The sequence below is a fragment of the Vibrio sp. T3Y01 genome (assembly GCF_013114525.1).
In the GTDB taxonomy this organism is placed as follows: domain Bacteria; phylum Pseudomonadota; class Gammaproteobacteria; order Enterobacterales; family Vibrionaceae; genus Vibrio; species Vibrio chagasii_B.
The window spans coordinates 29,512-52,067 of the sequence record NZ_VTXJ01000030.1 but is presented as its reverse complement, the minus strand read 5'-3'; the positions used below and the strand labels follow the sequence as shown (position 1 = coordinate 52,067).

At 46.8% G+C, this 22,556-nt stretch carries 25 protein-coding genes; all 25 read left to right on the top strand.

Annotation, left to right across the window (positions count from 1 at the left end; all coding sequences use genetic code 11):
• Positions 1–676, top strand: a 676-nt coding sequence (locus tag F0232_RS23020; protein ID WP_171751014.1) for an EAL domain-containing protein, incomplete at its 5' end; no start/stop codon positions are given.
• Positions 677–1,279: 603 nt separating this feature from the next.
• Complete coding sequence (locus F0232_RS23015) at positions 1,280–1,651, top strand: hypothetical protein (RefSeq protein ID WP_171350208.1); 372 nt, start codon at positions 1,280–1,282, stop codon at positions 1,649–1,651.
• Between the two features lie 174 nt (positions 1,652–1,825).
• Positions 1,826–2,128, top strand: coding sequence for a type IV conjugative transfer system pilin TraA (locus F0232_RS23010; protein WP_133991916.1), 303 nt, complete (start codon positions 1,826–1,828; stop codon positions 2,126–2,128).
• Positions 2,129–2,169: 41 nt separating this feature from the next.
• Entirely contained in the window at positions 2,170–2,475 is a 306-nt protein-coding gene (traL, locus tag F0232_RS23005; protein WP_133991914.1) for a type IV conjugative transfer system protein TraL, read from the top strand.
• Positions 2,475–3,035, top strand: coding sequence for a type IV conjugative transfer system protein TraE (traE, locus tag F0232_RS23000; RefSeq protein ID WP_171751013.1), 561 nt, complete (start codon positions 2,475–2,477; stop codon positions 3,033–3,035). The genes traL and traE overlap by 1 nt, the downstream gene beginning before the upstream one ends.
• Positions 3,032–3,757: a type-F conjugative transfer system secretin TraK gene (gene traK / locus F0232_RS22995; protein WP_171751012.1), complete on the top strand. Its 726-nt coding sequence runs from the start codon at positions 3,032–3,034 to the stop codon at positions 3,755–3,757. Before traE ends, traK begins: the two co-directional genes overlap by 4 nt.
• Positions 3,757–5,163 carry a TraB/VirB10 family protein gene (locus tag F0232_RS22990; RefSeq protein ID WP_171751011.1) on the top strand — a complete coding sequence of 469 codons (1,407 nt, stop codon included), beginning with the start codon at positions 3,757–3,759 and terminating at the stop codon, positions 5,161–5,163. Before traK ends, F0232_RS22990 begins: the two co-directional genes overlap by 1 nt.
• A gap of 10 nt (positions 5,164–5,173) precedes the next feature.
• Positions 5,174–5,554: a type IV conjugative transfer system lipoprotein TraV gene (traV, locus tag F0232_RS22985; RefSeq protein ID WP_171751010.1), complete on the top strand. Its 381-nt coding sequence runs from the start codon at positions 5,174–5,176 to the stop codon at positions 5,552–5,554.
• A 4-nt stretch (positions 5,555–5,558) separates the two neighbouring features.
• Positions 5,559–8,102: a type IV secretion system protein TraC gene (gene traC, locus F0232_RS22980; protein WP_171751009.1), complete on the top strand. Its 2,544-nt coding sequence runs from the start codon at positions 5,559–5,561 to the stop codon at positions 8,100–8,102.
• Positions 8,099–8,446, top strand: coding sequence for a TrbI F-type domain-containing protein (locus F0232_RS22975; protein ID WP_171751008.1), 348 nt, complete (start codon positions 8,099–8,101; stop codon positions 8,444–8,446). The genes traC and F0232_RS22975 overlap by 4 nt, the downstream gene beginning before the upstream one ends.
• A 4-nt stretch (positions 8,447–8,450) precedes the next feature.
• Positions 8,451–9,176, top strand: a complete 726-nt coding sequence (traW, locus tag F0232_RS22970) for a type-F conjugative transfer system protein TraW (RefSeq protein WP_171751007.1) — start codon at positions 8,451–8,453, stop codon at positions 9,174–9,176.
• Positions 9,177–9,207: 31 nt separating this feature from the next.
• The gene (gene traU / locus F0232_RS22965) at positions 9,208–10,188 is read left to right on the top strand and encodes a conjugal transfer pilus assembly protein TraU (RefSeq protein ID WP_216608338.1); all 981 of its coding nucleotides are present in this window, start codon (positions 9,208–9,210) and stop codon (positions 10,186–10,188) included.
• Positions 10,189–10,200: 12 nt separating this feature from the next.
• A complete protein-coding gene (gene trbC, locus F0232_RS22960) occupies positions 10,201–10,887 on the top strand; it encodes a type-F conjugative transfer system pilin assembly protein TrbC (RefSeq protein ID WP_171751005.1) in 687 nt (228 codons plus the stop codon).
• A gap of 86 nt (positions 10,888–10,973) precedes the next feature.
• Entirely contained in the window at positions 10,974–12,629 is a 1,656-nt protein-coding gene (traN, locus tag F0232_RS22955; RefSeq protein WP_367613624.1) for a type-F conjugative transfer system mating-pair stabilization protein TraN, read from the top strand.
• 240 nt (positions 12,630–12,869) lie between these two features.
• The gene (traF, locus tag F0232_RS22950; RefSeq protein ID WP_171751003.1) at positions 12,870–13,679 is read left to right on the top strand and encodes a type-F conjugative transfer system pilin assembly protein TraF; all 810 of its coding nucleotides are present in this window, start codon (positions 12,870–12,872) and stop codon (positions 13,677–13,679) included.
• Between the two features lie 15 nt (positions 13,680–13,694).
• Positions 13,695–14,132 carry a conjugal transfer protein TraF gene (gene traF / locus F0232_RS22945; RefSeq protein WP_171751002.1) on the top strand — a complete coding sequence of 146 codons (438 nt, stop codon included), beginning with the start codon at positions 13,695–13,697 and terminating at the stop codon, positions 14,130–14,132.
• Positions 14,133–14,158: 26 nt separating this feature from the next.
• A complete protein-coding gene (locus F0232_RS22940) occupies positions 14,159–15,490 on the top strand; it encodes a conjugal transfer protein TraH (RefSeq protein WP_253821981.1) in 1,332 nt (443 codons plus the stop codon).
• A 12-nt stretch (positions 15,491–15,502) separates the two neighbouring features.
• A complete protein-coding gene (locus tag F0232_RS22935) occupies positions 15,503–18,211 on the top strand; it encodes a conjugal transfer protein TraG N-terminal domain-containing protein (protein WP_171751000.1) in 2,709 nt (902 codons plus the stop codon).
• An 85-nt stretch (positions 18,212–18,296) separates the two neighbouring features.
• On the top strand, positions 18,297–18,737 hold the full coding sequence (locus tag F0232_RS22930; RefSeq protein WP_171750999.1) for a hypothetical protein: 441 nt from the start codon (positions 18,297–18,299) through the stop codon (positions 18,735–18,737).
• Positions 18,738–18,919: 182 nt separating this feature from the next.
• Complete coding sequence (locus tag F0232_RS22925; RefSeq protein ID WP_171750998.1) at positions 18,920–19,807, top strand: hypothetical protein; 888 nt, start codon at positions 18,920–18,922, stop codon at positions 19,805–19,807.
• Between the two features lie 8 nt (positions 19,808–19,815).
• Positions 19,816–20,166: an STAS-like domain-containing protein gene (locus F0232_RS22920; protein ID WP_171750997.1), complete on the top strand. Its 351-nt coding sequence runs from the start codon at positions 19,816–19,818 to the stop codon at positions 20,164–20,166.
• Positions 20,159–20,773 carry a hypothetical protein gene (locus F0232_RS22915; RefSeq protein ID WP_171750996.1) on the top strand — a complete coding sequence of 205 codons (615 nt, stop codon included), beginning with the start codon at positions 20,159–20,161 and terminating at the stop codon, positions 20,771–20,773. The genes F0232_RS22920 and F0232_RS22915 overlap by 8 nt, the downstream gene beginning before the upstream one ends.
• A 383-nt stretch (positions 20,774–21,156) precedes the next feature.
• Complete coding sequence (locus F0232_RS22910; RefSeq protein WP_171750995.1) at positions 21,157–21,327, top strand: YodC family protein; 171 nt, start codon at positions 21,157–21,159, stop codon at positions 21,325–21,327.
• Positions 21,328–21,330: 3 nt separating this feature from the next.
• The gene (locus F0232_RS22905) at positions 21,331–21,597 is read left to right on the top strand and encodes a hypothetical protein (protein WP_171750994.1); all 267 of its coding nucleotides are present in this window, start codon (positions 21,331–21,333) and stop codon (positions 21,595–21,597) included.
• A 68-nt stretch (positions 21,598–21,665) separates the two neighbouring features.
• Entirely contained in the window at positions 21,666–22,442 is a 777-nt protein-coding gene (locus tag F0232_RS22900; RefSeq protein WP_171750993.1) for a hypothetical protein, read from the top strand.
• Positions 22,443–22,556: the final 114 nt, after the last annotated feature.

Sequence of the window (22,556 nt, the reverse complement as noted above, 5' to 3'; positions counted from 1 at the left end):
TCCCTCTGATGGCCGTGTCATAGAACCAAGCAAGTTCATCCATTATCTAGAGCAAAGTGGGGAGATCATTCCAACAACAGAGAATCTCATTACAACCATTTACCAAGACTTATCGTCTTTGATGAGTCAAAATTCCGAGTTTTATTGCAGTGTCAACATCACGCCTCTGCATCTCCAAAATGACGATTTTTACCACTATTTAAAGCGGTTTCAGCACGACTACTCCAAACTGACGCTTGAATTAACAGAACGTCAACCGATTGAAAATTTGTCGTTTGCCAGTCAGCGTATCGCCTTACTCAAAACATTAGGACTTAAAATAAGCCTTGATGATGCAGGTACTGGTTATGGCGGAAACTCCTACTTGCATTATTTCGATATTGACACTATCAAAATAGACAAAATGTTTACACGGTCCATTGATGAAGGAAAGTCCGCTGTTCTCGATGGGTATATTGAGATGGCTAAACAATTAAAGCTCAATCTAGTAGCGGAAGGGGTTGAAAATAAACTCGAAGCTAAAGGGCTTTTATTAAGAGGCGTCTTTCAACATCAAGGTTACTATTACGCCAAACCTATGCCGATTGAAGATCTCCATCGCTGGGCTTTAGCTCATGGTTATACTCACGAGCGGGTTAGTGAGACGCTCACAAAAACGTCATTAAGCTTACCTTAGTCCACAACGAAAAGATGCTGTGGCTAGTACTTCTGGTTTAGCCTATTGCAGCTCAAGCAGAATAGCGGACCGTTCCCGTCTTAAACATCAGAGCATGTTCTTCAGAAAACCCTTTTGCTCCGTTCTTTCACGAGCTATCGAACACCAAGTCCCTTGTGCGTTTCCGATGTATTCAAACATTGTCTTCCCCATTCATGTTGATTCATACTGACTACGTTGATATCGCAGTCTTTGAACTCAAAGTCGAAAAACACATTCGTCGGCTTTTTATTCCATCTGCATACCAACACCCGCATCACCGTAAGAGTGGCTGCCTTCACTATTGCAAAAAGCGCCGCCGATGGGCGCAGGCCTGCGTAATATGCCTAAAAAGTTCAGGAGCCTTATCTGGGGCGACGTCCAAGGCTGTTTTTCTACTCAATTAAGCATGCTGGTTGAGTGGTTCAACAGAGTTACTTGGGAATACCAGACACCACACCCTTTGGGTGTGCGTATTCTACTACAAGAATACACAAGCCAGTTTGTAGCACGGCTCTTGAGAGAGAGCCCATTGTTTTGTTCTTTTAAAAGAGCAAAACAATGTCCTTAAAAGGAGTTAAAATAATGCAAATTGTATACGGATATTGTCGTGAAGATGAGGCGGGGAGTTTATTGGACCGCTTTGTTGAACAAGGTGATTTTGTCAGCTTCAAAGTACTGGGCTCGGTCGGGCGTGAATACATGGCATTTGCTGCTTTATTGCCTTTTACTGACCGCCTCCCCTTTCCTTTCTATTGGAAGGGCGTTCATTTCGTTTCGGTTCAAAAACACACCCAATCAGTCCGTCAACTCACGCCACCACCATCAAAAAATGCTCGCAAAAAACATTATCGTAAACTCAAGAACACGATCATGACCCCTAAAAATTGGAAACAACACGTCAGTCGCAATCGCGGTCTGAAGTATGTAAACGCTTCCTTGTTGCCTTTAATGTAATCAAGAAGCGCCATGGGGCTCAACGGCAACATCTTAACTCATGCGACTTAAAACCTGCCCAAAAGTCTGACGAACGAACAACGTCCATTTTTCAATCCACCAGATGCACGAGACCCCTTTTAATATAGGCGGTGCGACGTCGTGCACCTTTTATCTACGTTTAAAGGTAACCAAATGAAAAATAAAACATCACGCTTTCACTGCCCTCTCACGTATTGGCGTCACTTTTGTACGCTCCTGGCCGTCTACTTTGCCTGTGCATCACCCGCTTACGCCAATGACCTCTTTGCCAGTGGTAAAGATACCGTAACCAACACGGTCGGAACGGGGTCTTCTGGCGAGTTCTACATTCTGGTGGCAGGCCTAATTGGCGGCATCATCGTGGGCATCATGCAAAAGAACTGGGTGGGTGGCATCATCGGTTTTTTCGTTGGCGTGGTGTTCTGGGAAGTCGGTAAAGGGTTTGTAGGCTTATAAACCACATAAGGAGAGCGCGAAACTATTCGCCTTATTTCACCATGGATCATCAAGACAAACAAACCCTCTTCACTTTTCCAAACTACTTACAAACCGACGTCAAAATAGTCGGATTTCCAATCGATGAAATGCTCCCTTCTATCTTGTTGTTTTTGATGTTGTTCAACATCAATCGGTTGGTCGCAGTCGCCGTGTGTATCGGCTTTTTCCTCACCATTCGCAGCTTAAAAGTCCGACACGGCCCCAAATTCATCATTCACTTCATCCACTGGTATGGGGATGACACGGCGAATAAAACCATTTTTAAACGCACGCCCTCCGCCACAAAAAAATATTGGATTTACTGATGCTCAATGAACATAACGGCGAGGCGCTTAAAGCGGCTCGCTTTATCAATTACGTCCTCACCGCGGTGGTGTTGATCACCGCCTTAGGAGTCGCTGGGTTGAGTTTTGCTTTATTAAATCAAAGCCAAGCGGAAAAGCGCACCGTCGTGCCACCTCATATCGACCGAGCGTTTACGATCTCAAGCGATGCGGTTGATGAAGCGTACCTTTCTATGATGGCCGATTGGTGGATACACCTAAAATTTAATGTCACGCCCTCTAACGTTAAACGTCAATTCAACTTACTCATTACGTACGTGCCGCCTAAATACTGGAGCGGCCTACAAGACAAGTTAATACGAGAAGCCGAATTTATCATCGAGAACGACGTCACCAGTTTTTTTGAAGTTGACACGCTGTCTATCAGTCTCAATGAAATGAAAATACGGGTCAAAGGCACGCTCAACAAAACCATCGCGGGACGCGCACTCAACCCTGAGCCCGTCACCTATTTACTCCAGGCCGATTACTCAAGTGGCTTGATTGAACTTCACAGCATCGTTCAAGAGGTACCCTTATGAAAACACGCATCATTTCTATTGTTGCTACTTTGTTGTTCTCCCCCATCCTCAGCTACGCCAATACGATTGCCGCAAAAACCTACTATTTTGAGCAAAATGACACCATTGTGTTGCCCTTATCCTCGGTCAACACCAACCGTTTAGTGGTGAAAGACGACAAGATAGTCAACCTTCATTGCCCTAGAGGGTTTTGTCTCGCTAAAGCCAATCAACGAGACCAATCGGGCTCGATTAGCGTAAAACTCAACATCGCCTTGCCTTTTACCGCGCACGTCACCACAGAAAAAGGCCAAAATTTCTCGCTTTTTATCAACCCTAAAGCGGTCCCTGCGGTGGTCAATGAGTTTATTTCACTTCGCTCTACCGCAAAGAAAAGTGTCTTTGAAAAAGATCTCGAATACCCTTTGGCCTTGGGGCAACTCACCAAACAAATGATACATTGGCAACGCTCAAAAACGCCTATCCCAGGTTTTCGCGTTCATCCTATAGACCCAGAGACACTCCCTAAAGACACGTCACCACTGGCCATTATTCCGCAAACCCTGTTTGTTGGTCGCCCTTTCTCCGGGCTTATTTATCAAGTTAAAAATCAATCCAGTGACACCGTCACCCTTACTGAGGCGCAATTTTACAGTTACGCCAGCCGGAGTGCCTCGCTTGATCGCTATACCTTGAGCCCAGGTGAATCCACCCATCTGTACATCATCACAGGAGGACTCTAATGAGACGATTTAAACAGTGGCTTTTAAGAGAGTCGGACTTAGAGGATGGCGTCAATGCCAATAAGCAAAGTAAGCAACGCAACCAAATCCTCAGCTTGTTGGCCCTTGCGCTCTTGGTCGCGATTTTTTTTGCATTTAAAGCCTTTAAACAACCTCGTTCCTCGCTTGATATTGCGCAAGAAGTCGTTGAGTCAGCCCCCAATTTTGGGGAAATCATTACTGATGATTTTACCGACAAAGACAACCGCTCAGCCTTGACCTTACAAGGTCAAGACATTGAAGACGTCAAAGAGAAGATGGAAAACCTCAATCGAGACGTCGAGCGTTTGATAATGAGCAATGAAAATACGCTCGCACAAATGAAAAAAGAGAACGAAACCTTACGCGCTGAAATACGCAATAATCAAGAAGCGCAGCGCACCGTCGCCTTGCCATCACCCCCAGCGTCAGCCTCGAAGGAAGCCAGTCACCTGACCGTCATGGGAGATCCGGCGCCATTTGGTTCGCGCCCTCTTCCTCCCAAACCTTTGCCCTCTTACGCCACCCATGATCTGCAAAAAGAGAGCTTTCAATACAGCAACGCCGATAAGGCCTCGTTTGATGACCAAGGACAAGCGTTTGACTCGTTTGATTTTTTTTGGACAGCCTCTTCAGAGTCAGCCTACCAACGCACCGTTGACAATTACGTCCCATCGGGCACCTTTGTGACCGCCAAAATCACCGGTGGCGCGGATGCCAATGCCGGGGCGTTCGGCCAAAGTGACACCGCCCCCATCGTGTTTCAAACCGTGCATGAAGGCGTGTTGCCCAATGGAGAAAAGAGCCACCTCAAAGACTGCACCATCATTGGAAGCGTATACGGCGACCTCTCTTCGAGTCGTGGCGTGGCCCGCACTCACACCCTCAGCTGTATTCGGGACGGTCGCATTTTAGACCTTCCTGTACAAGGCACCGTCTTTAACTTTGGTCGCAATGGCATCCGTGGTACTTCGATTTTACGTAACGGCAAAATCGTCCAAATGGCGGGGATCTCAGGCATCTTAACCGGCTTGGGAGAGACGGGAGCGGGATTGGCCAGCACCACCTCGACCTCAGCGCTGGGCTCAACGTCCAGCATCAACAGCGAAGATGTGGGATTAAGTTTATTGGGCAATGCCACCTCAGAAGTAGGGAGCAAGCTTTCGGACTACTACATTGCCTTAGCCGAGTTATACCATCCCTTCATCGAAATCAATCCAGGGGGCATCGTGAATATCGTCTTTACGAAAGGGTTCCCTCTCGATGATGAGGAGGCGATCAAACGCTATGTTGATCGTCAGGAAAAAGAGCAAGCAAAACCGGACACCCTTTTAGAAACCATCACCCTCAACCCTCTTGCGGCAGAAGTTAACCAACAATTAAATTAAGGTCGGCTTTATGACTATCAAGCTTTTCACCGCGCTGCTTATCAGCGCCCTCGCCGGCTGCTCGGCGGGCTTTCAAGACGAATTCAGCTGCAAAAAAATCGGCGGAACACCCGGTTGCACCAGTATGGATGAAATTCGAAATATCTCAACTCACCCAACCTCACAACGCATCATCGAGGCAAACGTTCTGGCTTCGCCTCCTTTTGTTTTACTGCCAAGACGCACACGTGAAGGCCATCCTGTGCGAACCCAAGACACGGTTCGGAAGGTGGTGATTTTTCCTTTTACTTCGGATGACACCACCACTTACCTCGACACGATGGATATTTACATTGTGTTAGACGAGTCTACTTGGACAGGTCGCCCTGTTCAGGCTATCAAGAAGGATTAACGCCATGGGCGTATCAAAAGATTTAAAAGGGTTTTATCAAGAAGCCAAACGTGAATACAACCACCTACATTCTGAACTGCCTTACCGGACTTTTGATGCGGAGCACGGCCTCTTTCATAACAGAAAAGGCGTCGGATTTGGCTTCAAATTGAGCGTCTTAGCGGGGGCGAATGACGATATGGTGGAGGCGTTTAACCGTCTCATCATGGATTTACCGGCTGGCCATAAATGGGATTACCATGTTTCCATGATGGGCCACAACCGTGTGAGTCATTTGATTGAGCAAAATGCCGCGTTGAAATCCGCTCGTACGGGCATTTGCAGTGAATTAGCAAAACAAGAAGCCGATTACGCCAACTTTGCGGCTCACCACGGCTTTTTTCATCGTCAGAAGCATTACTTTGACATCAAAGATTACACCGCGTGGTTGTTTGTCTCCAGTACGGACGATGTTGACCAGGTGTTGGATTGCAAAGAGGCACTCACCACCTCTTTATCCCAAATTGGACTGGAGCTCACGCCGCTCATGCCCGAAGGCTTAATCAACTACGTCGAAGGCATTCTTAATTTTGACCCCACACAAACGGCCCCTCGCGAATCTGAATACGCCACCGAAGCGTTGCTCTACAAACAAGCCCTCTCGCCTGATACCGAGTTTTTAACGCGCCGACATTACACCGACGTTCGCTTTAGTAACCACCAACATCAAACGGTGACCTCACGGATCATTTCCTTAGGCTTACGCAGCACGCCTCGCACTTTCCGCTTATACGCGTTGCCCGATTGTTTTGCGTCCTTAAAGAGCGTGGCCAAAAATGTGCAATGTCCACACCTCATGACCCTCAATTTTCGCCATCAAGAATCGGGCAGTTTTGCGACTAAAAATGGCGGACGCATTGGAGAGTTGGAAAAAACGCTCAAGTCTCCGATGGCATTTTTCTTTCCTCAAGCAAAGAAAGAGCAGGCCGAACGCGAGCAAATTCGAGATGAAATGTCGGATGGCATCAACAGCATGGCCTACATGCACCTGACGCTGACGTTATTCACCAACAAAAAATCCGAGCGACTGCACCGCACCACGGCCATTAACGCCTTTCGCTCTGGCGGGATTGATTTACAAACCGTCTCGATGCTGCAAAGCCAAGCGCTCATGACAACCTTACCGTTCATGATGACCGATGGTTTTTGGACCGATTGCGACCGTGCTGGGCGTATTCAAACCGTAAAAACCGGCAATGTGGCCAACCTCTTACCTCTTGTGATGGACGTAAAGAATTTCAGTGGCGGCATGATGCTGCCCACCATGCGCCAACAAGCCTTTTGGTTTAATCCGTTTAATTGTGGGTCAGATAACTACAACATCGCCCTGACCGGAGGCTCCGGGGCAGGAAAATCCTTTTTTGTGCAAAAGCTCGCCGAAACCCTCTTTGCCATGAACGGTAAAATCTGGGCGTTAGACAAAGGAAAGAGCTTTAAAAAGCTCACCTTGATGCTTGGCGGCCGCTATATGACGGCTGACAAGATTTACCTCAATCCATTTACTCATCTAGAGCGCATTGCTATGGGCGATGACTATACCGATGAGAAAGGCGAACAGGTCAACCCTCTCAAGGAAACGCTGCACACCATCACCGGACTCTTTGCGACCATGGCCTGCCCCACGCACGAAATGGGAGATTTTGAAAAATCGGTCCTCGGGGATTGCATCATTACGGCTTGGCAGGCACACAAAAGCGAGACGTTGGTTGACCATGTGCAAGAAGCGCTGTTTGCGGCAGCCGAAAAACAAGGCGGTGATCGCCGCCTTTCCGATATCGCCATGCAACTGAATAAATACCGCTCAGAGGGGATCTACGGAGACACTTTCAATAAACCGTCCATGCTCGATCCCAATGTCCACTTTACCACCATTGAACTGGACGGATTTCCCTCGGACATCATGCGACCGGTGATTTTTGCGCTGATGTCGAGCATCACTCAGCAGATGTACCTGTCCGGCTCTCGTTCCACGCCGAAGATGTGCATCATTGAAGAAGCGTGGTCTCTGATGGCCGGCTCTAATGCGCAGGCCCAAGAGTTCATCAATACCGGTTATCGCACCGCCCGAAAATTTGGGGGATCGTTTTGCACCGTGACGCAAGGGATTGAGGATTTTTACAGCACACCCGAAGCGCTTGCCGCCTTCAATAACTCCGACATTCACATCACTCTGCGTCAAGGCAGTGGATTGGCGAAATTCATCAAAGACAATCCTTCACACTTTTCACCCTATGAGCAATTTGTCATCAAGAGTTTTGAAAAGTCATCCATCGCCGGTTACAGCTCTGTCATGCTAAAAACCGGCAATGTCACGACCTTTCATCGCTTGTTTGCCGATCCTTTTACTCGTGCGTGCCTTTCGACAGAGCCGCATGAATTTGAATACTGTGAAAACTTGATGAACCAAGGCCTATCACTGATGGAAGCCGTCAATCGAACCGCCGAGCATTTTTACGGAAAGGAAATTCAGACCTTTAATACCCTCATCTATGGCAAGGAGCCCAAATGAAATTCATTCGTCACACTTATCTTGTCTATGCCTTGTTGGCTATAGCGTTAACGATGTTCACCCTGATAGCCATCAAGCTCAATACGGCGCCTCAAATCGTGGTCTTCGATATCGAACAAACCTTATCGCAATATCAAGACCAACTCATTGAAGCCAATCTCGGCGATCAGGAGCACAGTGCACAACTGACGACCTTTGATACGGAACTCAGGCGACTCTTGAAAGAATACGCACAAGCGCACCACCTCGTGATCCTCGTGCCAGGTGCGCTCATCAGCGGCGCGCCAGATAGAACCACCGAGATCCAACATTACGTTATTGAGGCGCTTAAAAAGGAGTCATGAGCTTATGATTGTTCACGGTCATTCATCCATCACACCCACCGCACTCTTAAAAGTGATCAGTGTCACCTTACTTACCCTCGCCCCCACCGCGCTTGGTCAACAGTTCGGCCGTCAAGGCGAACTGTTTCCCATCGCAGAAGTCGACATGTTGCAATGGATCAACAGCCGATTGACACACTTAGAAGCCACGGGAGAAACGGCAAAGATGCAGCAGCAATTTATGGAGAGCGTAGAAAATAGCGTGCGAAGACCCCCTCCCGTTGAAGGGTTGACCACCACCACCGCGCCCAACACCTTTTACATCGACCCATCATTAAAGCTGGCCACTGATATCAAAGATGCACAAGGCAACCTCCTTTATGCCAAAGGCCTCGTCATCAACCCCTTTGATACCGACACTTGGCCAATCGATATTCCCAAACACTCATTCGATTACTCGTATGTGATTGTCTTTCTTGATGGTGACGACCCAAGACAGCGCGCTTGGGCTAAACAATACCGCGCAGATAAGCCGATAAAATGGACCCTCACCAACGGCAGTCCAGAAAACGTCGCCAAGGAGTTTGACGCCCGAATTTATTTTGACCAACAAGGTCACTACAGCCGTCAATTTCAACTCTCACACATTCCTTCACTGATTGAACAAGACGGAGCGCGGTGGAAGATCACAGAGGTCGATGTGACGCCATTCACCTCAGCCATGAACAAGAGTGAGACGACAACAAAATAAGGAGAAAAACGTGAGATCCCATGGGTTATTACTGCTTGGTTTGTTCCTATTTCCTTGGCAAACCCAATCTCAATCCGCCGCTTGCACGGGGCATTTTTTAAATCCATTGTCTGATATTTGCTGGGACTGCCTATTTCCTATGACACTGGGCAGTGTGCCTCTCATTAGCTCTTCATACCCTGACACCGCCAACCCAAGCATGCCTATCTCCTACTGTCCAAAACCCCCGCCCATTTTTATGCAAATTGGCTTAAACATCGGGTATTGGGAGCCGTATTCCTTGGTGGACGTGACGCGAGTCCCCTACTGTATGGTCAACATGGGGATGCAGTTGAGTCATGACAAGAGCCAACAAATAGGAGGCTCGCAGCACGACTCAAGCGCCAAAACCAGTGGCAATGCTTTTTATCATGTGCATTGGTACAAATATCCGGTGATTTATTGGCTACAACTGATGCAGTCGGCGGCCTGCATGGCCACGGATAATTTCGATGTGGCCTACCTCACCGAGCTTGATCCCTTTTGGGGTGATGATGAGATGTCGTTCATTCTTAACCCCGAAGCCATTTTATTTGGCCACCCCACCACGCAGCTCTCTTGTATCACCGAAGCCATGGCGACCACCACGGGGCGCGTTTTGCCTTTTGATGCGCTTTTCTGGTGTTTAGGCTCACAAGGCAGCGTCTACCCATTAACCGGTAACAGCGCTTACTCTCATACCGGCCCTCAAGTTGGAACACTGATGTTAGAGCGTTTTAATTTTAAAATGCACAGGCAAGGCATTGTATGGGAAACACGAGGCGAGGATGGCGCGGTCTGTTATCAGTGGCCAGAGCCTATCTTGCCGAAAAGTCGTTATCGCTATCAATTGTCGGCACCGATTAGTGATGCCGCTCACTGTTATCCCTACGGCACAACGTCGTCACTTTGGGAGCAAGGCAAAGACAACCCGATAACTGGAGGAAACTTTGGCTTTGTGAACTGGCGTAAACGTAACTGCGTATTTTTATAAGGAAACGAGACGATGTCATTTAGCCCAAGAGCCTCTTGTCTACTACTTATTCTGCTGGTTAGCCCTCCTGCATTGGCCGAAGTAGGTTACTCACAAGAAGAGCTCAAAGCCCTTGCCAAGCAAGAGCAGACCATTGCAGCGCCAGCCAATCACACTGAACTGGCTCCCCTCCTAGAGCGGAGTCAAAAACATAAGCAAGAAGCGTTGTCGATGAATCAACACCTCGATAACGCGTTGCAAGACTCGCCGCTCGCGAGTGTGCTTGGGGGGCCTCAGGAAAATCCAAACAAAAAGGCGCAAGGTGTGATGGTGTTTGTGTCGCTTTCCATGCCTGATAACGCGCTCAAACAGCTCCTCAAACAAAGTCAGCAATATCAAGTCCCTCTCATCATACGAGGCGTGCTTCCCGAAGGCATGGTCCCAACCACCTCTCGAATCATGGATTTGTTAGAAGCGTCCGACGAGGGAGATGCAATTAAGGGCGGTTTTGCCATCAGCCCACAGTGGTTTCGTCAATTTAACATCACTCATGTCCCCGTGTTTGTGGCGATTGGAGACGCGTGCAATGAAACGTCTTGCCCGAAAAGTGCTTACGACATGGTTCACGGCAACCTTGCCCTTCCCAACGCATTAACGATTTTAAGCCAAGGCGATGTAGGACACATCGCCAAACAAGTGCTCAATAGGAGTTCCCCTTGAATACGCCCTTTTTGCTCTCTTTCAGCGCCGCTCTCTTCTCCCTTCCTACCCTTGCCGACCCACAAGAAAACACGTTTTACGACAACGTGGAATGGGCGAAAAACGCCCAAAATGAGGCTTACACCCCCTCAGAGATGACGCTTAACCTGTCCGACTTCTGCAGCGACAATAATCCAGGGTGTGAAAGCCAAATCCGACAGCCTGATGAAGCTGGGATGACTGACGCACAAATCACAAACCAATCCACATTGGAGTTTGGCAGCAACGAACACGCCCAAGCGATACAAGATGGGTTTAACAATAACAGTGCCACCATTGACCCCAATGATGACACATATCGATTCGCCACCCTTGGCATTGAGAACGCCTATGAAATCAGTCATGGTCAGTCTAATCAGTACGTGGATTGTGACAACGCCACGCAATGCGTCATTGATAACATCGCAAAGCAATGTCACCGACCGACTCACAATCCGGTCCCGTGTGACAAAGTCCCCGTCGCCTCCGTGGTCACCAGCAAGGTGATCTACCGCTGTCCATCCGGCTGGACAAAGCAAGGGATTGATTGCCAACGCCCCCTCCAACAGTGCCGATACGATAATCACAATTACGTGAGTCAATTGGGCGGGCACGGGGGGTGTTCTTTACCAGACATAGCCACGTATTTGTGGGATGGAAAACGTGTCTCTCCGAACCAAGGCTTCACATTTGGCGCTTTAAAAAAGACCGATAATGTGGGGTGTCACAGAGGGACGGGCTGGGATAAACGCTACCAAATTTGTCGACCGACCATACAAACAATGAAAGCCACCTTGAGCTGCTCAAACGGGTTCACCTTATCCGGCGGGAACTGCATCAAGAACACCATAACCTGGCGAACACAATGCCGCCTGATGAACTCGTGCCATGTCACTCATCAGCAATGCATTGAAGGTCGAGCCACTCGGACTATTAATGGCATACCGACCACGCTTGATTGCTGGAAGTATCGGGTTGACCACCAATGCACTCGACCCAATACGTGCAACGCCCTGCCCGCCGATTGCACCACGACTTCGACCCATTGCAGCCTCCAGCAAAACGGTGTGTGCATTGAGGAGAAAATCAAAAAGTCTTGCCCACAGCGGCGCTGCAGTGCCACTCAATTAACCTGTGGAGAAGAGAGCTTTTGTCTGGATGGCGATTGCTTTGAAGCGATGGAGACCACTTCAAACCGCTTTAATGAAAGCACCTCAGCCTTGGCCGCCCTCGCAGAAGCCGCTGACGGTCTTGGCGACCCACCAATGATATTTACAGGCAAAGGCATGAAGTGCACAGACGCGGCTTTGGGTTTTGCCGACTGTTGCAAAGACGGCGGTTGGGGCACGAGTATTGGCGTGGCGCAATGCAACGATGAAGAGAAGGCGCTCGGCCAAGCCAAAGAGCAAGGGCTTACAATTGCCCTTGGCAGTTATTGCGCAGAAAAAGTCTTAGGCGCGTGTATCCGGAAAAAGAAGACCTACTGCGTCTTTGATAGCAAGTTGGCACGCATCATTCAAGAGCAAGGCTCGAAAGGCCAACTTGGCATCAGTCTGGGAACCGCCAAACACCCCATTTGCGGCGCCCTTACCCCCGAGCAGCTTCAAAACATAGATTTTGAACGCCTCGACTTTTCGGACTTTTATGACGACATGCACCGCAACACCAACCTGCCTTCGGCAAAAGAAATCCAAGAGCGATTACAAAGCGCTTATAGACCTTAACTTAATCAATGATGAGGACATGATATGGACCCCCTACTCCCTCTATGTGTGGCTACCCTGTCGACAACCGGGTTTGCTACCACCCTGATCCGCCATCTTCTGTTCAAACGACAACTCCATCAGCTCAAGCAAGAAATGATGAGGCACCAACAAAAACACGGTAATGATGAAACACTTTGGATGTTATTTCACACGCGCACCCACAAGATGCTGAGTTTCTGGCAGTAATGAGGTCACACCATGAAGGACATATCCACAAAAACGGTGAACAACTCCGTTAATCGATTAATAATCAACCTCCTACCGTTGATGTTGTTGTCTGTGTTTGCCTTTCACAGTTTCGCCAATGAGCCCCCCAAAGGCTGGCGCTGGTATAACGAGGTCAAAGCGCCGAAAGCGCCCCCCAAAGAAAAGGAGAGCCTGCCACCCAATAGCGTGTCTACTGTGATGAGCGCCACCGAGCAGATGCAATGGTTCCACCGGACATTTGAGGAAGCGTTAAACGATGCCACGATTAACCCAACCGATGAAGAGAAAAATCTAAAATTGATGAAGCTGAAAAAATTCATCGATGGCAAAACCACTCAAACGGGCATGACCTTCAAAAAGCTCATCAACGAACACCCCGAATACTCGTACACCAAAGACCGCCCCACAGAGCAAGCCGCAAGAGCGACGTACTATCAAGGTCTCCAGCTCAAAAACGAAGCCACTGTGCGTCAATTGGTGCAAGAAGGTTGGGGCCTCTACTTCATCTACGAAGGGCAAGACGCCTTATCTCAGACTCTGGCGCCCTCCATCCAAGACTTTGCCCACCGGTACCACATCGAACTGGTGGGGATCAGCAAAGACGGTCAGACCTTTGAGGCGATTAATGAAAACCGTATTGATAAGACAGGGCGTGTACAGGTGCGCTACACACCGGCTTTAATGCTGGCTAATGTTCACACCAAAGCACTCAAGCCCCTCGCCTACGGCTTCATTTCACAAAAAGACTTGCTCTCTCGCTTTCACAACGTCGCGACCGATTATCAAGACAGCGACTTTTAAATTAAGGAGCCCCCTATGAACGTTTTCCTTCGCACGTTATTGCTGGGTGTGCTGATGATGCTCGCCTCACCCTCATTCGCTCAAGCGCAAACTCGCCCTGTGATGACAGGTCAGTACGCTTTGGTCTTCTTCCATTTTAGTCAATGCCCTGAGTGCCACCATTTTGCCCCGACCATGAAGCGACTGGAGCAAACCACCCAATTACCTGTGTACGATTTCTCCTTTGACGGACAGCCCATACCCGGTTACATCACGCCTATCCCGACGACCTCTGACATCACCGCCGCGTTTTTTGGGGAGCTCAAACACGCCATTACGCCCGCCACGTTCTTAATTAACGTCAGCAATGGTAAGTACGTGCGTTTGAGTGAAGGCAATGTTCCATACACTGAGCTGCTTAAGAGCTACCAAGCCGTGCGCGCCGATGTCACCATAATGGAGAGTTTACAATGACGCGACCTACCCTCCTGGCTCTCTTAATGAGTATTGCCGGTTCACTTCATGCGGGCGGCCTGGGCGACGCCATGGACAGCTTTTGGGATGACAGCAGTTTTAGCCGCAACATCACGAACCCAAGTGCCTATCAAGGCCAATCCGCCACTTACTATAATGCGGGCAGCTTGTTTGCTCGCACCAACATCAAAAACATTCAATTGGCCGCCATCACCTTGCCTTCTGTCAGCGCAGGATGCGGAGGCATTGATGCTTTTATGGGCGGTTTTTCTCACATTAATTCGGATCAACTGGTGTCTTTTGGTAAAGCCGTCATTGCCAACGCCGTGCCCTTCGCGGTGGACTTAGCGCTGCAAACTTGGGCGCCGAGCATCAAAGAAAATCGGGACAAACTGCAGGCTATTGCTGACCAATTCCTCACCACCTCGATGAACTCTTGCCAAGTAGCGCAATCGGCGGTCTCGGGTTTAGCGGCCTTTACCGATGGGGAAGCCAAGCGTCATGCCTGCGCCACCCTAGGCACGCAAAGCAACGCTTTCGCTGATTGGTTAGAAGCACAACACGAATGTCGCAACGCCCGTACCAACCAGAGCACACTGGCTGGCAACACCGACGATGCCACCGCGCACGCCGTGAAAGTGAGCCTAAATGTGGTGTGGGATGCGCTCATGAAAAGCGCTTACCTTCAAGACAACCAAGAGGTCGCCGAGTTTATCGTAAGCCTCACTGGTACCGTCATTTACGACGCGCAGGGGACGCCAAGCTACATTCCGGCCATGCTAGTGGGTAACGACACCGCCATTAACGCCCTTTTGACCGGAGGGAATTTGGAGGTGTATCGATGCGAAAACACCGAGACCTGCCTCTCGATGAGCCTCAGCGCCATAAGCCTAAGTGAAAGCCAAGCCTTTAACGCCAAGGTGCGCCACACCGTTGATACGCTCTACGCCCACTTACAATCTGACCAACCTATCACCGAATCCGAGAAGAGTTTTGTTGAACTCAGTGACATTCCTATCTTGGCGATGCTCATTGATGATGCGCATCTCAACCTGCAACCGGAAAGCCATCTATACGCTCAAAATATTGCCGCCGATCTCTTGCATGCCTATCTCAATAACATGCTGATGATCGTCAATCAATCCATGACCAACCTCGCGTCGGTGAACCCAACCGACGTCAATCGCACTCTCGAAGGCATCAACAGGGCAAGGGACTACTTACAAACCCTTCGAGACCGTCACAAAACAAAATTGAACGCGTACTTAGCCCTCACTGAGCGCCTAAAACGCAAACGAAAGCTCCTTGGCCAAGCGGCCAGTGACGCTACCCTATCGAACCTCACCTTTGGCCATTAAAGGAGATCCCCCATGACCTTAGACTTTTATCTCTATGGCGCAGGCCCTCAATTACAACGAGCCTTGAACGCTGTCGCCACTTTTTTTACCACCAACACCTTTGGCTCGTTAATCGAAATCGCCTTACAACTGGCTTTTATCATCAGTGCCACTCTGTTTTTTATCTATCGAGACGCGAAACATGTGATGCGTTTTATGTTCATTTACTTGGCTATCCCTACTTTTCTTATCAGCATGAAAGCCACCGTCCATATCAATGACGCGCAAGATCCCATGCGCATTTATTACGTGAATAACGTGCCTTACATCGTCGCGATACCCGGTTGGGCGGCCACCACGTTCATGCAAGGCTTAACCGAAGGCATTGAAATCGTCTTTAGCAGTACAGAGGATGAAAGCTACAGCTCCTCGGGCATGGTGTTTGGTTCGAATTTATACACGTTGCTTCGCAGCGCCAACGCCGAAACCGTTGATCTGCAACGCTATTGGAAAGACTTTTATCACAACTGCATCGTCGGAGACATTCGAATTAACAAAAAGTACTCCATGCAAAACATCCTGCAAGCACCGGATTTACTGGGTTTTCTCGCCACAAAATCGATGTCCCCCATTCGTGGACTCTATAACCACCAGGGTGAATACAGAACCTGCCGCGACGCGTTTCCTGAAATCACTCAACAATTTGACGAAGAAGCCAATCGAACCTTCAATAAACTGGGCGCCTATATTTTGGGAAGAGAGAGCAACATCCAATCAACGTTTTTAAGAAACGCCATCGAGAATAGCCACCAAGATTTAATTGGGGTCAGCAACAGCGCGGTCGATATTTTAAAACAGAACATGGTCATCAACATGACGCGCTGGAACATCGAAAACACGCACCGAGGTATCGCGGCCAACTACGCCTACACCGCCAACCAAATGCAAACGACAACCATGTGGGCCAACATTGGACTGCAAGCCAAAGAGTTCATTCCGATGATGCACTCGATAGGGGTGATTTTGTTTGTCTGCTTTGGGGCGATCATTGCCATCATTGCCTTACTGCCACATATGACGTTGCCTGTCCTTAAAAACTATGTGGGCAGTTTTTTCTATCTGGCGACTTGGCCAATGATATTCACCATCCTCAACACGATCATGATGTGGTTCTTAGAAGGGGCGACCCAGGGCGCGACACAAGGGTTACGCGGCATTACCCTCTCGAACATGAGCGGCATTGATTACGTCAACACGCGTTACGCCGCCATCACTGGTTACTTGATGATGTCCACCCCCGCGATTGCGTTGGCGTTAACCAAGGGGGCGGCGGCCATGATGAGCAGTTTAAACTACCAACTGGCGGGGATGATAAACCAAACCAATGCCCGCACGTCAGCCGCGGCCTCAAGCGGTGACATCAGCCACGGTAATACGCAAATGCAGACCCACACGTTTAACAACGTCAATGGCAATAAGTTTGATACGTCGACCCTGTTGAAACAGCACGGTACCACCACCCAAGACACTAAAGGTATGCTTTCAACGCAATACGGGGATACCACCGTGTATGACACCAGCCCTACCGCATCGAATTTCCAATGGAACGTCGCATCAACCAGTCAATACAGTGAAGCGGTGCAAGACTTGCACACCAATGCTCAATCCAACCTCTCGACACAACAAGCGGCCTTGTCGCAAAGCACACAAAGTGGCACTCAACTGATGGCCGATTGGAAAGAGAGTTATTCGTCAATCCAAGGTTACGGTTTAACTCATGGGCACGGTGCAACTGCCGCAGCTTCAAAAGGCTTAGAGCAAGTGAGTCAAGCGACAGAACAAGTCATCGCAGCAACCGGATGGAGCCATGAGAAAGCCAATGCCTTCTTACACTCTGCGTACGGTGGCTATGACGTGAACGCTGGACTGTCAAGCGGCGCACTCGGTGACGCCGTAGGGTTGAATGGGAGTGTGAACGCGTCCACGGGACAAAAATGGACCCAGGAAGACCGCGAAACGCTCAGCAGCATGAGCAACGAACAACAAAGCCAAATACAAGCCGCCATCGAATCCTACCGCTCTGGTGCCAACCAAACCATTGAGGCAAGCAACCGCCTCACGGCCGATGAACGTAATACGGAGATGGGCACTTACGCCACTGGCTTTACGGCTAACTTTGGTGAGACACAAGGTTTGATAACGTCCACGACACAAGCTCAACAAGAGGTCGATACACTCAGTCAAGTCAACAGCCAAGAGCATCGTCAAGTGGCGAGCCTGATTGAGAAACTGGAAATACCATTCCAAGCGTTTGTGGAGGAGCAATATAAATCTGAAGAAGGACGAGCAAAGCAGATTCTTACCGGTAGTAATGATAAATCACGCCAAGATCGAGCAAATGAATGGGAAGCATTTAAAACAACCGACACGTTTAAAGATTTTGTGCTCGCCAGCGTACCCGCTCAAGAAGAGCACGAACAAACCTTTAATCCTGAGCCGACCCAAGCCGAGTGGCAAACGATGGTGGGCGAACAATACAAAGGTAAAGCTCTAGGCAACACCAGCCAAACGGTGATTGAGCAGCATGAACAGCGCGGCGGCACTGAGCGTTATTACAACCCAGACAACCACTCACAAATCGTGGAGGAGACACGTGAACAATTTGAGGGCACCAGTAACCGTGTGGAGCCACCTTCCACCTTGCAGCCAACAGAGAATGAGGAGGACAAAACCCGAACTTAACTATAAATAATGGTTAATTATTGAGCAACCCAAGTAAGGTATCAAAACAACCTAGTATTATACACAGTATTAAATGGAGAGAATGATGATGAAATGGATCGTATTAGGCTTATTCACATGGTGCTCTTTTTCAGGAGCTACGGCACAAGGTTTTGATGAACTTTCAGGCAGTAAAAACAATCCAGCCTCTATGACGTATTACTTGGAGTATTATAAAAAGACGAATAATCAAGAGTATCAATACTTATTAGCCACCGTTCGTGCTGCTGCAGATACGGTAGATTTTTATACCACTCGATTAGATGCTCGCGATCAGCGCATTGATTATTGCTTGCCCATGAAAGATGCAGCCAATCGCGACACTTTATATAACTGGAAAACAAAAGAGCTAATGGATCTTATCAATAACCAAATTGAGCATGATCCTCGTGTAAAAAAATATAATAGGCTTGCGGGCTCTATCGGAAGCTACCTTGTTGCCGCTCTCAAAGAGCAATACCCTTGCCCTGTACAAAAGCAGTTTTAGGCTGTTGGTTTACCCTACCAAAAGTTATCCATTCTTCTAATGCTGTTCGTCGTTAATCCCCGTGTTGTATCACGGGGGTAAATTCGACGTTCTATCAACAGTTCCCAATTCCAAAAAAATTCGATGTTATTTCCATTTTTATCTATTAATATCAAGCTACTATTAAAAACCGGTACCCCACATTGAACTCATATGAACTTCAGGCTCCAACATCCTTGTGTCTATATGATCAAGAACATCAAAATATTACACTCAACTTCTTTTCAGTCTTGAAAAGCTATTGTGTTCCTGAAACTAAGCAAATTACTGTTGACTTCTCTTCTTTAACATATATGTCAGCAGCAGCTGCAAATCACCTTTTTGCGATATTTATGTATTACCAACTGAACATCGACAACAATTTTTTCAAACTAAAGCTACCTCAAGATAAAAAGCTACGGGATATGTTCGATAAAACAGGTATGCACACAGCATTGAAGTCAGGTGGCGTAAAAAAAGTAAAGAAGATGTGGCAAAACTCCGACTTCCTTTGCGGAACCAACAAAGACGTTCCCAAGTTAATGCAAGAGATAAAAAAGAGATGCGGAGTCTCACCATTTCCTCAAAAGCTAAACTTGGCTATGAGAGAAACTCTCTTAAATGTGCATCATCACGCTTATCCTTCACAGGTACAAAACCAGGTCGTCACATGGTTCTGTTACTTCTACATAAATGAAGATGAGAATGGTCGCTATCTATCAACTATAATTCAGGATATGGGGCAAGGTATCGTTTCTAGCATAAAGAAAGGATTTCCTGATTTTAAATACGTATCCGATAGCTCGTGTATTGCACATGCTATGACAAGAAAGGTCTCAGGAACTAGAGAGGAAGGACGCGGTAAAGGTTCTTTTGATATGATGAAACCATTAATCTTTAACAAGTTGAAAGGTAATGATATCTTATATGTCATCAGTAATAGTGGAAGTTATACCTTTGAAGTTACAGGAGAAGATAAGCATATGGTTACCAGCGGACAACTGGCAAACCAATTACATGGTACAATGATAGAATGGACACTTTATTATTAGGAGGTTTTATGACTGATGTTAAAGTTTTAACCGTATCTGAATATACGACAGAGCCTTATGGTCGTTACATTGATGATGGTGATGGTAACGGTGAGGAATACCGCACAGATTACATCATGCCTATTTTGAAAAAAGGTCATAACCTGATCATAAAGCTTGATGGTGTTGAAGACGAGTATGGTTCTTCATTTGTCGTAGAGGCTTTCGCAAACCTGATTCGTAAAGAAAATATGACTTATGATGAAGTTAAGCAGAGAATAACGTTTATATCTGATCATCAAGATTGGTTGGATGAAATCGAATACTATTTAACCGAAGCAAAAAACGATATACACAAGAGAATTTTAATGCATGGTTGAGATGTTAAAAGACTACGGTGTGTTAGTTTCCGCAACGTTCTCATTTTTGTTTTTATTCGTTGGTTGGTTCGTAATCTTAAACAGTACAAAATACATAACTTCAAGGAATGAATCGAAATCGAGCTTAAATGAGCTAAATCAACTAATTGACAAAACATTCGAATCCTCAGTTGAGTTTTGGTCTGAGTATAATGATAAGACAGAGGAACAACGACGAGCTTTCATTAAACGTTCATTAACAATACATTCTCAACTGAAAAGATACCGCAAACTTCTCAAGCACTACGGCCTAGAGGTTCTTCCTGAAAATGAGCTAAGGAGAGTAAAAAACCTCCTGACAATGCTCCCCTCAAAGGACGACAAGAATTCCGCTAAAGCTTTGAATTTATTTTTGGAACAAAAAGTTACTGACTCAAATGCTCTTTGTAACCAGTTAATTTTAGATAACAGTTATGCCTTTATGCATCTTCATACGCCAGTACATAGCCCTGCATTAGATCGACTGAAGATTAGAGTTCCAAAGTTGTCAGCTATGGCCAGTAATGTGGTATTTTGGATATTCATAACCATAGTTTATTTTGCTTTGTTTTTTTATTTTCTCCCTTAAATCTCAAATGACAAATTTCTCTTAAAAACGTCGCATCACACCCGCACACACTACTTTCAGTCATAAAAAGAAGCCGAACTCATGAGTCCGGCTTCTTTCTTTTCAGGGCCTAAGCGAAAGGTTGCAAACCCACAACAAAACATTACTTACCCAACTAAACACATTTCTTCGCGTTAGATGAAAGTCAGACTATTACATGCTCTTCATGCTTTTAACTCATCATGATAGAAATAATTGTTGTCCCACCGAATCAACTAGCCCTCTCACTATTGTTGCTTATATCAAAAATCATTTAATTTTAGTCACTTACTTGATATCCGCGCAGATGACCACATGTATGATAGGTATATAATTTAAACTTACATATTGTAGAGAGGTTTGCTATGAGCTTTAAAGTTGGTGACATTGTTAGACTAAAATCAGGTGGGCCAGACATGGCTGTAAATATTTTCAGTCAAGTAAACGGTTACAAGTGTCAGTGGTTTGCAGGTAAGAAGCTTGAACAAGGCTTTTTTCCTGCTGATTCTCTCGAGTTGGTTAAAAAGGACAGTTAAAAAATGCAGGCTATTCAAGTTGCTCTTTGGATGCAATCAAAACTCGATGAAGATACCTGCATATATCAAGATGATGTTGTAGACATGCTGGTAAAAAGCAACTTTGAAGAGCATCTAAGAGAAAACTCCGATGGCAACCAAGTTCTATCTAGGTCTGTTTTAAATGAGTTTAAAAAACTTAACGAAAAAACAGTTGTATGGGTATCTTCTGGAAAGTATTGGCGATTTCGAGTTAGGGAAGATGAAGAATCTAGGACAGCAAGAGGCTAGCGATTTGTTCTTCTTAATGTTTGGGCTCAATAGAGCCCTTTTCTATTCTATAGTTTTAAGGTTTAAAAATGGCAAAAGAGAAGATTAATTGTTTTGTTATTATGCCCATATCTTCGCAGCAAGATTATGACGAAGAACATTTCCAATTGGTATATGAAGATATTATTTGTCCAGCGATCGAAGCCGCAGATATGGTGCCTGTAAGGGCTGATGAAACTAAGGGTACTAACCTTATACAATTAGATATCCTACAGAAGGTTATTGATTCACCTATTGCTATATGTGATATGAGCGCGAAAAACCCAAATGTATTTTATGAGTTAGGTATGAGGCAGGCATTCGATATGCCAACAGTCCTATTGAAAGACGAAAAAACAATAGCTCCGTTCGACATTAATGGTTTGAGATACTGTCAATACCACACTGACATGAGGCATAGAAATGTTAAGCTAGCGATTGAGAACCTGTCTCAAACTCTCGTCCAAACATATAAGAATAGAAACAATAAGTCTGAAATAAATTCATTGGTTCGTTTGTTAGACTTAGCGAGACCTGCTGAACTTCCGAAAGCCGATATTACAGCTGAGGAAAAGGAATCAAAGCTATTGTCCTTGAAGCTGGATACAGTCATTGACGGTATGGAATTGGTTAAGCAAAAAGTCCAATACATTGAAAGTCAAAATGAAACTCTGAAAAGTTCTAAGGTCAAACTATCAGAACCAGGGCCAACTTCTAACCAATTCGCAGGGCTAAGACAACAATTACGTTCACAGCGTAAAATGGATTCGAATCGCGCAAGAATAGATTTGAATGAGTTGGAAGACTTCCAAGACTTTAAACTTTAATTCCATATCACCCAATAGGTTAAGCCGAACCCTCTCGATAAAGATTCGGCTTATTTCTCCTTGATATGACCAAAAAGGAGGACTGGCTACTTAAACAAGGAATTTCAACGTTCC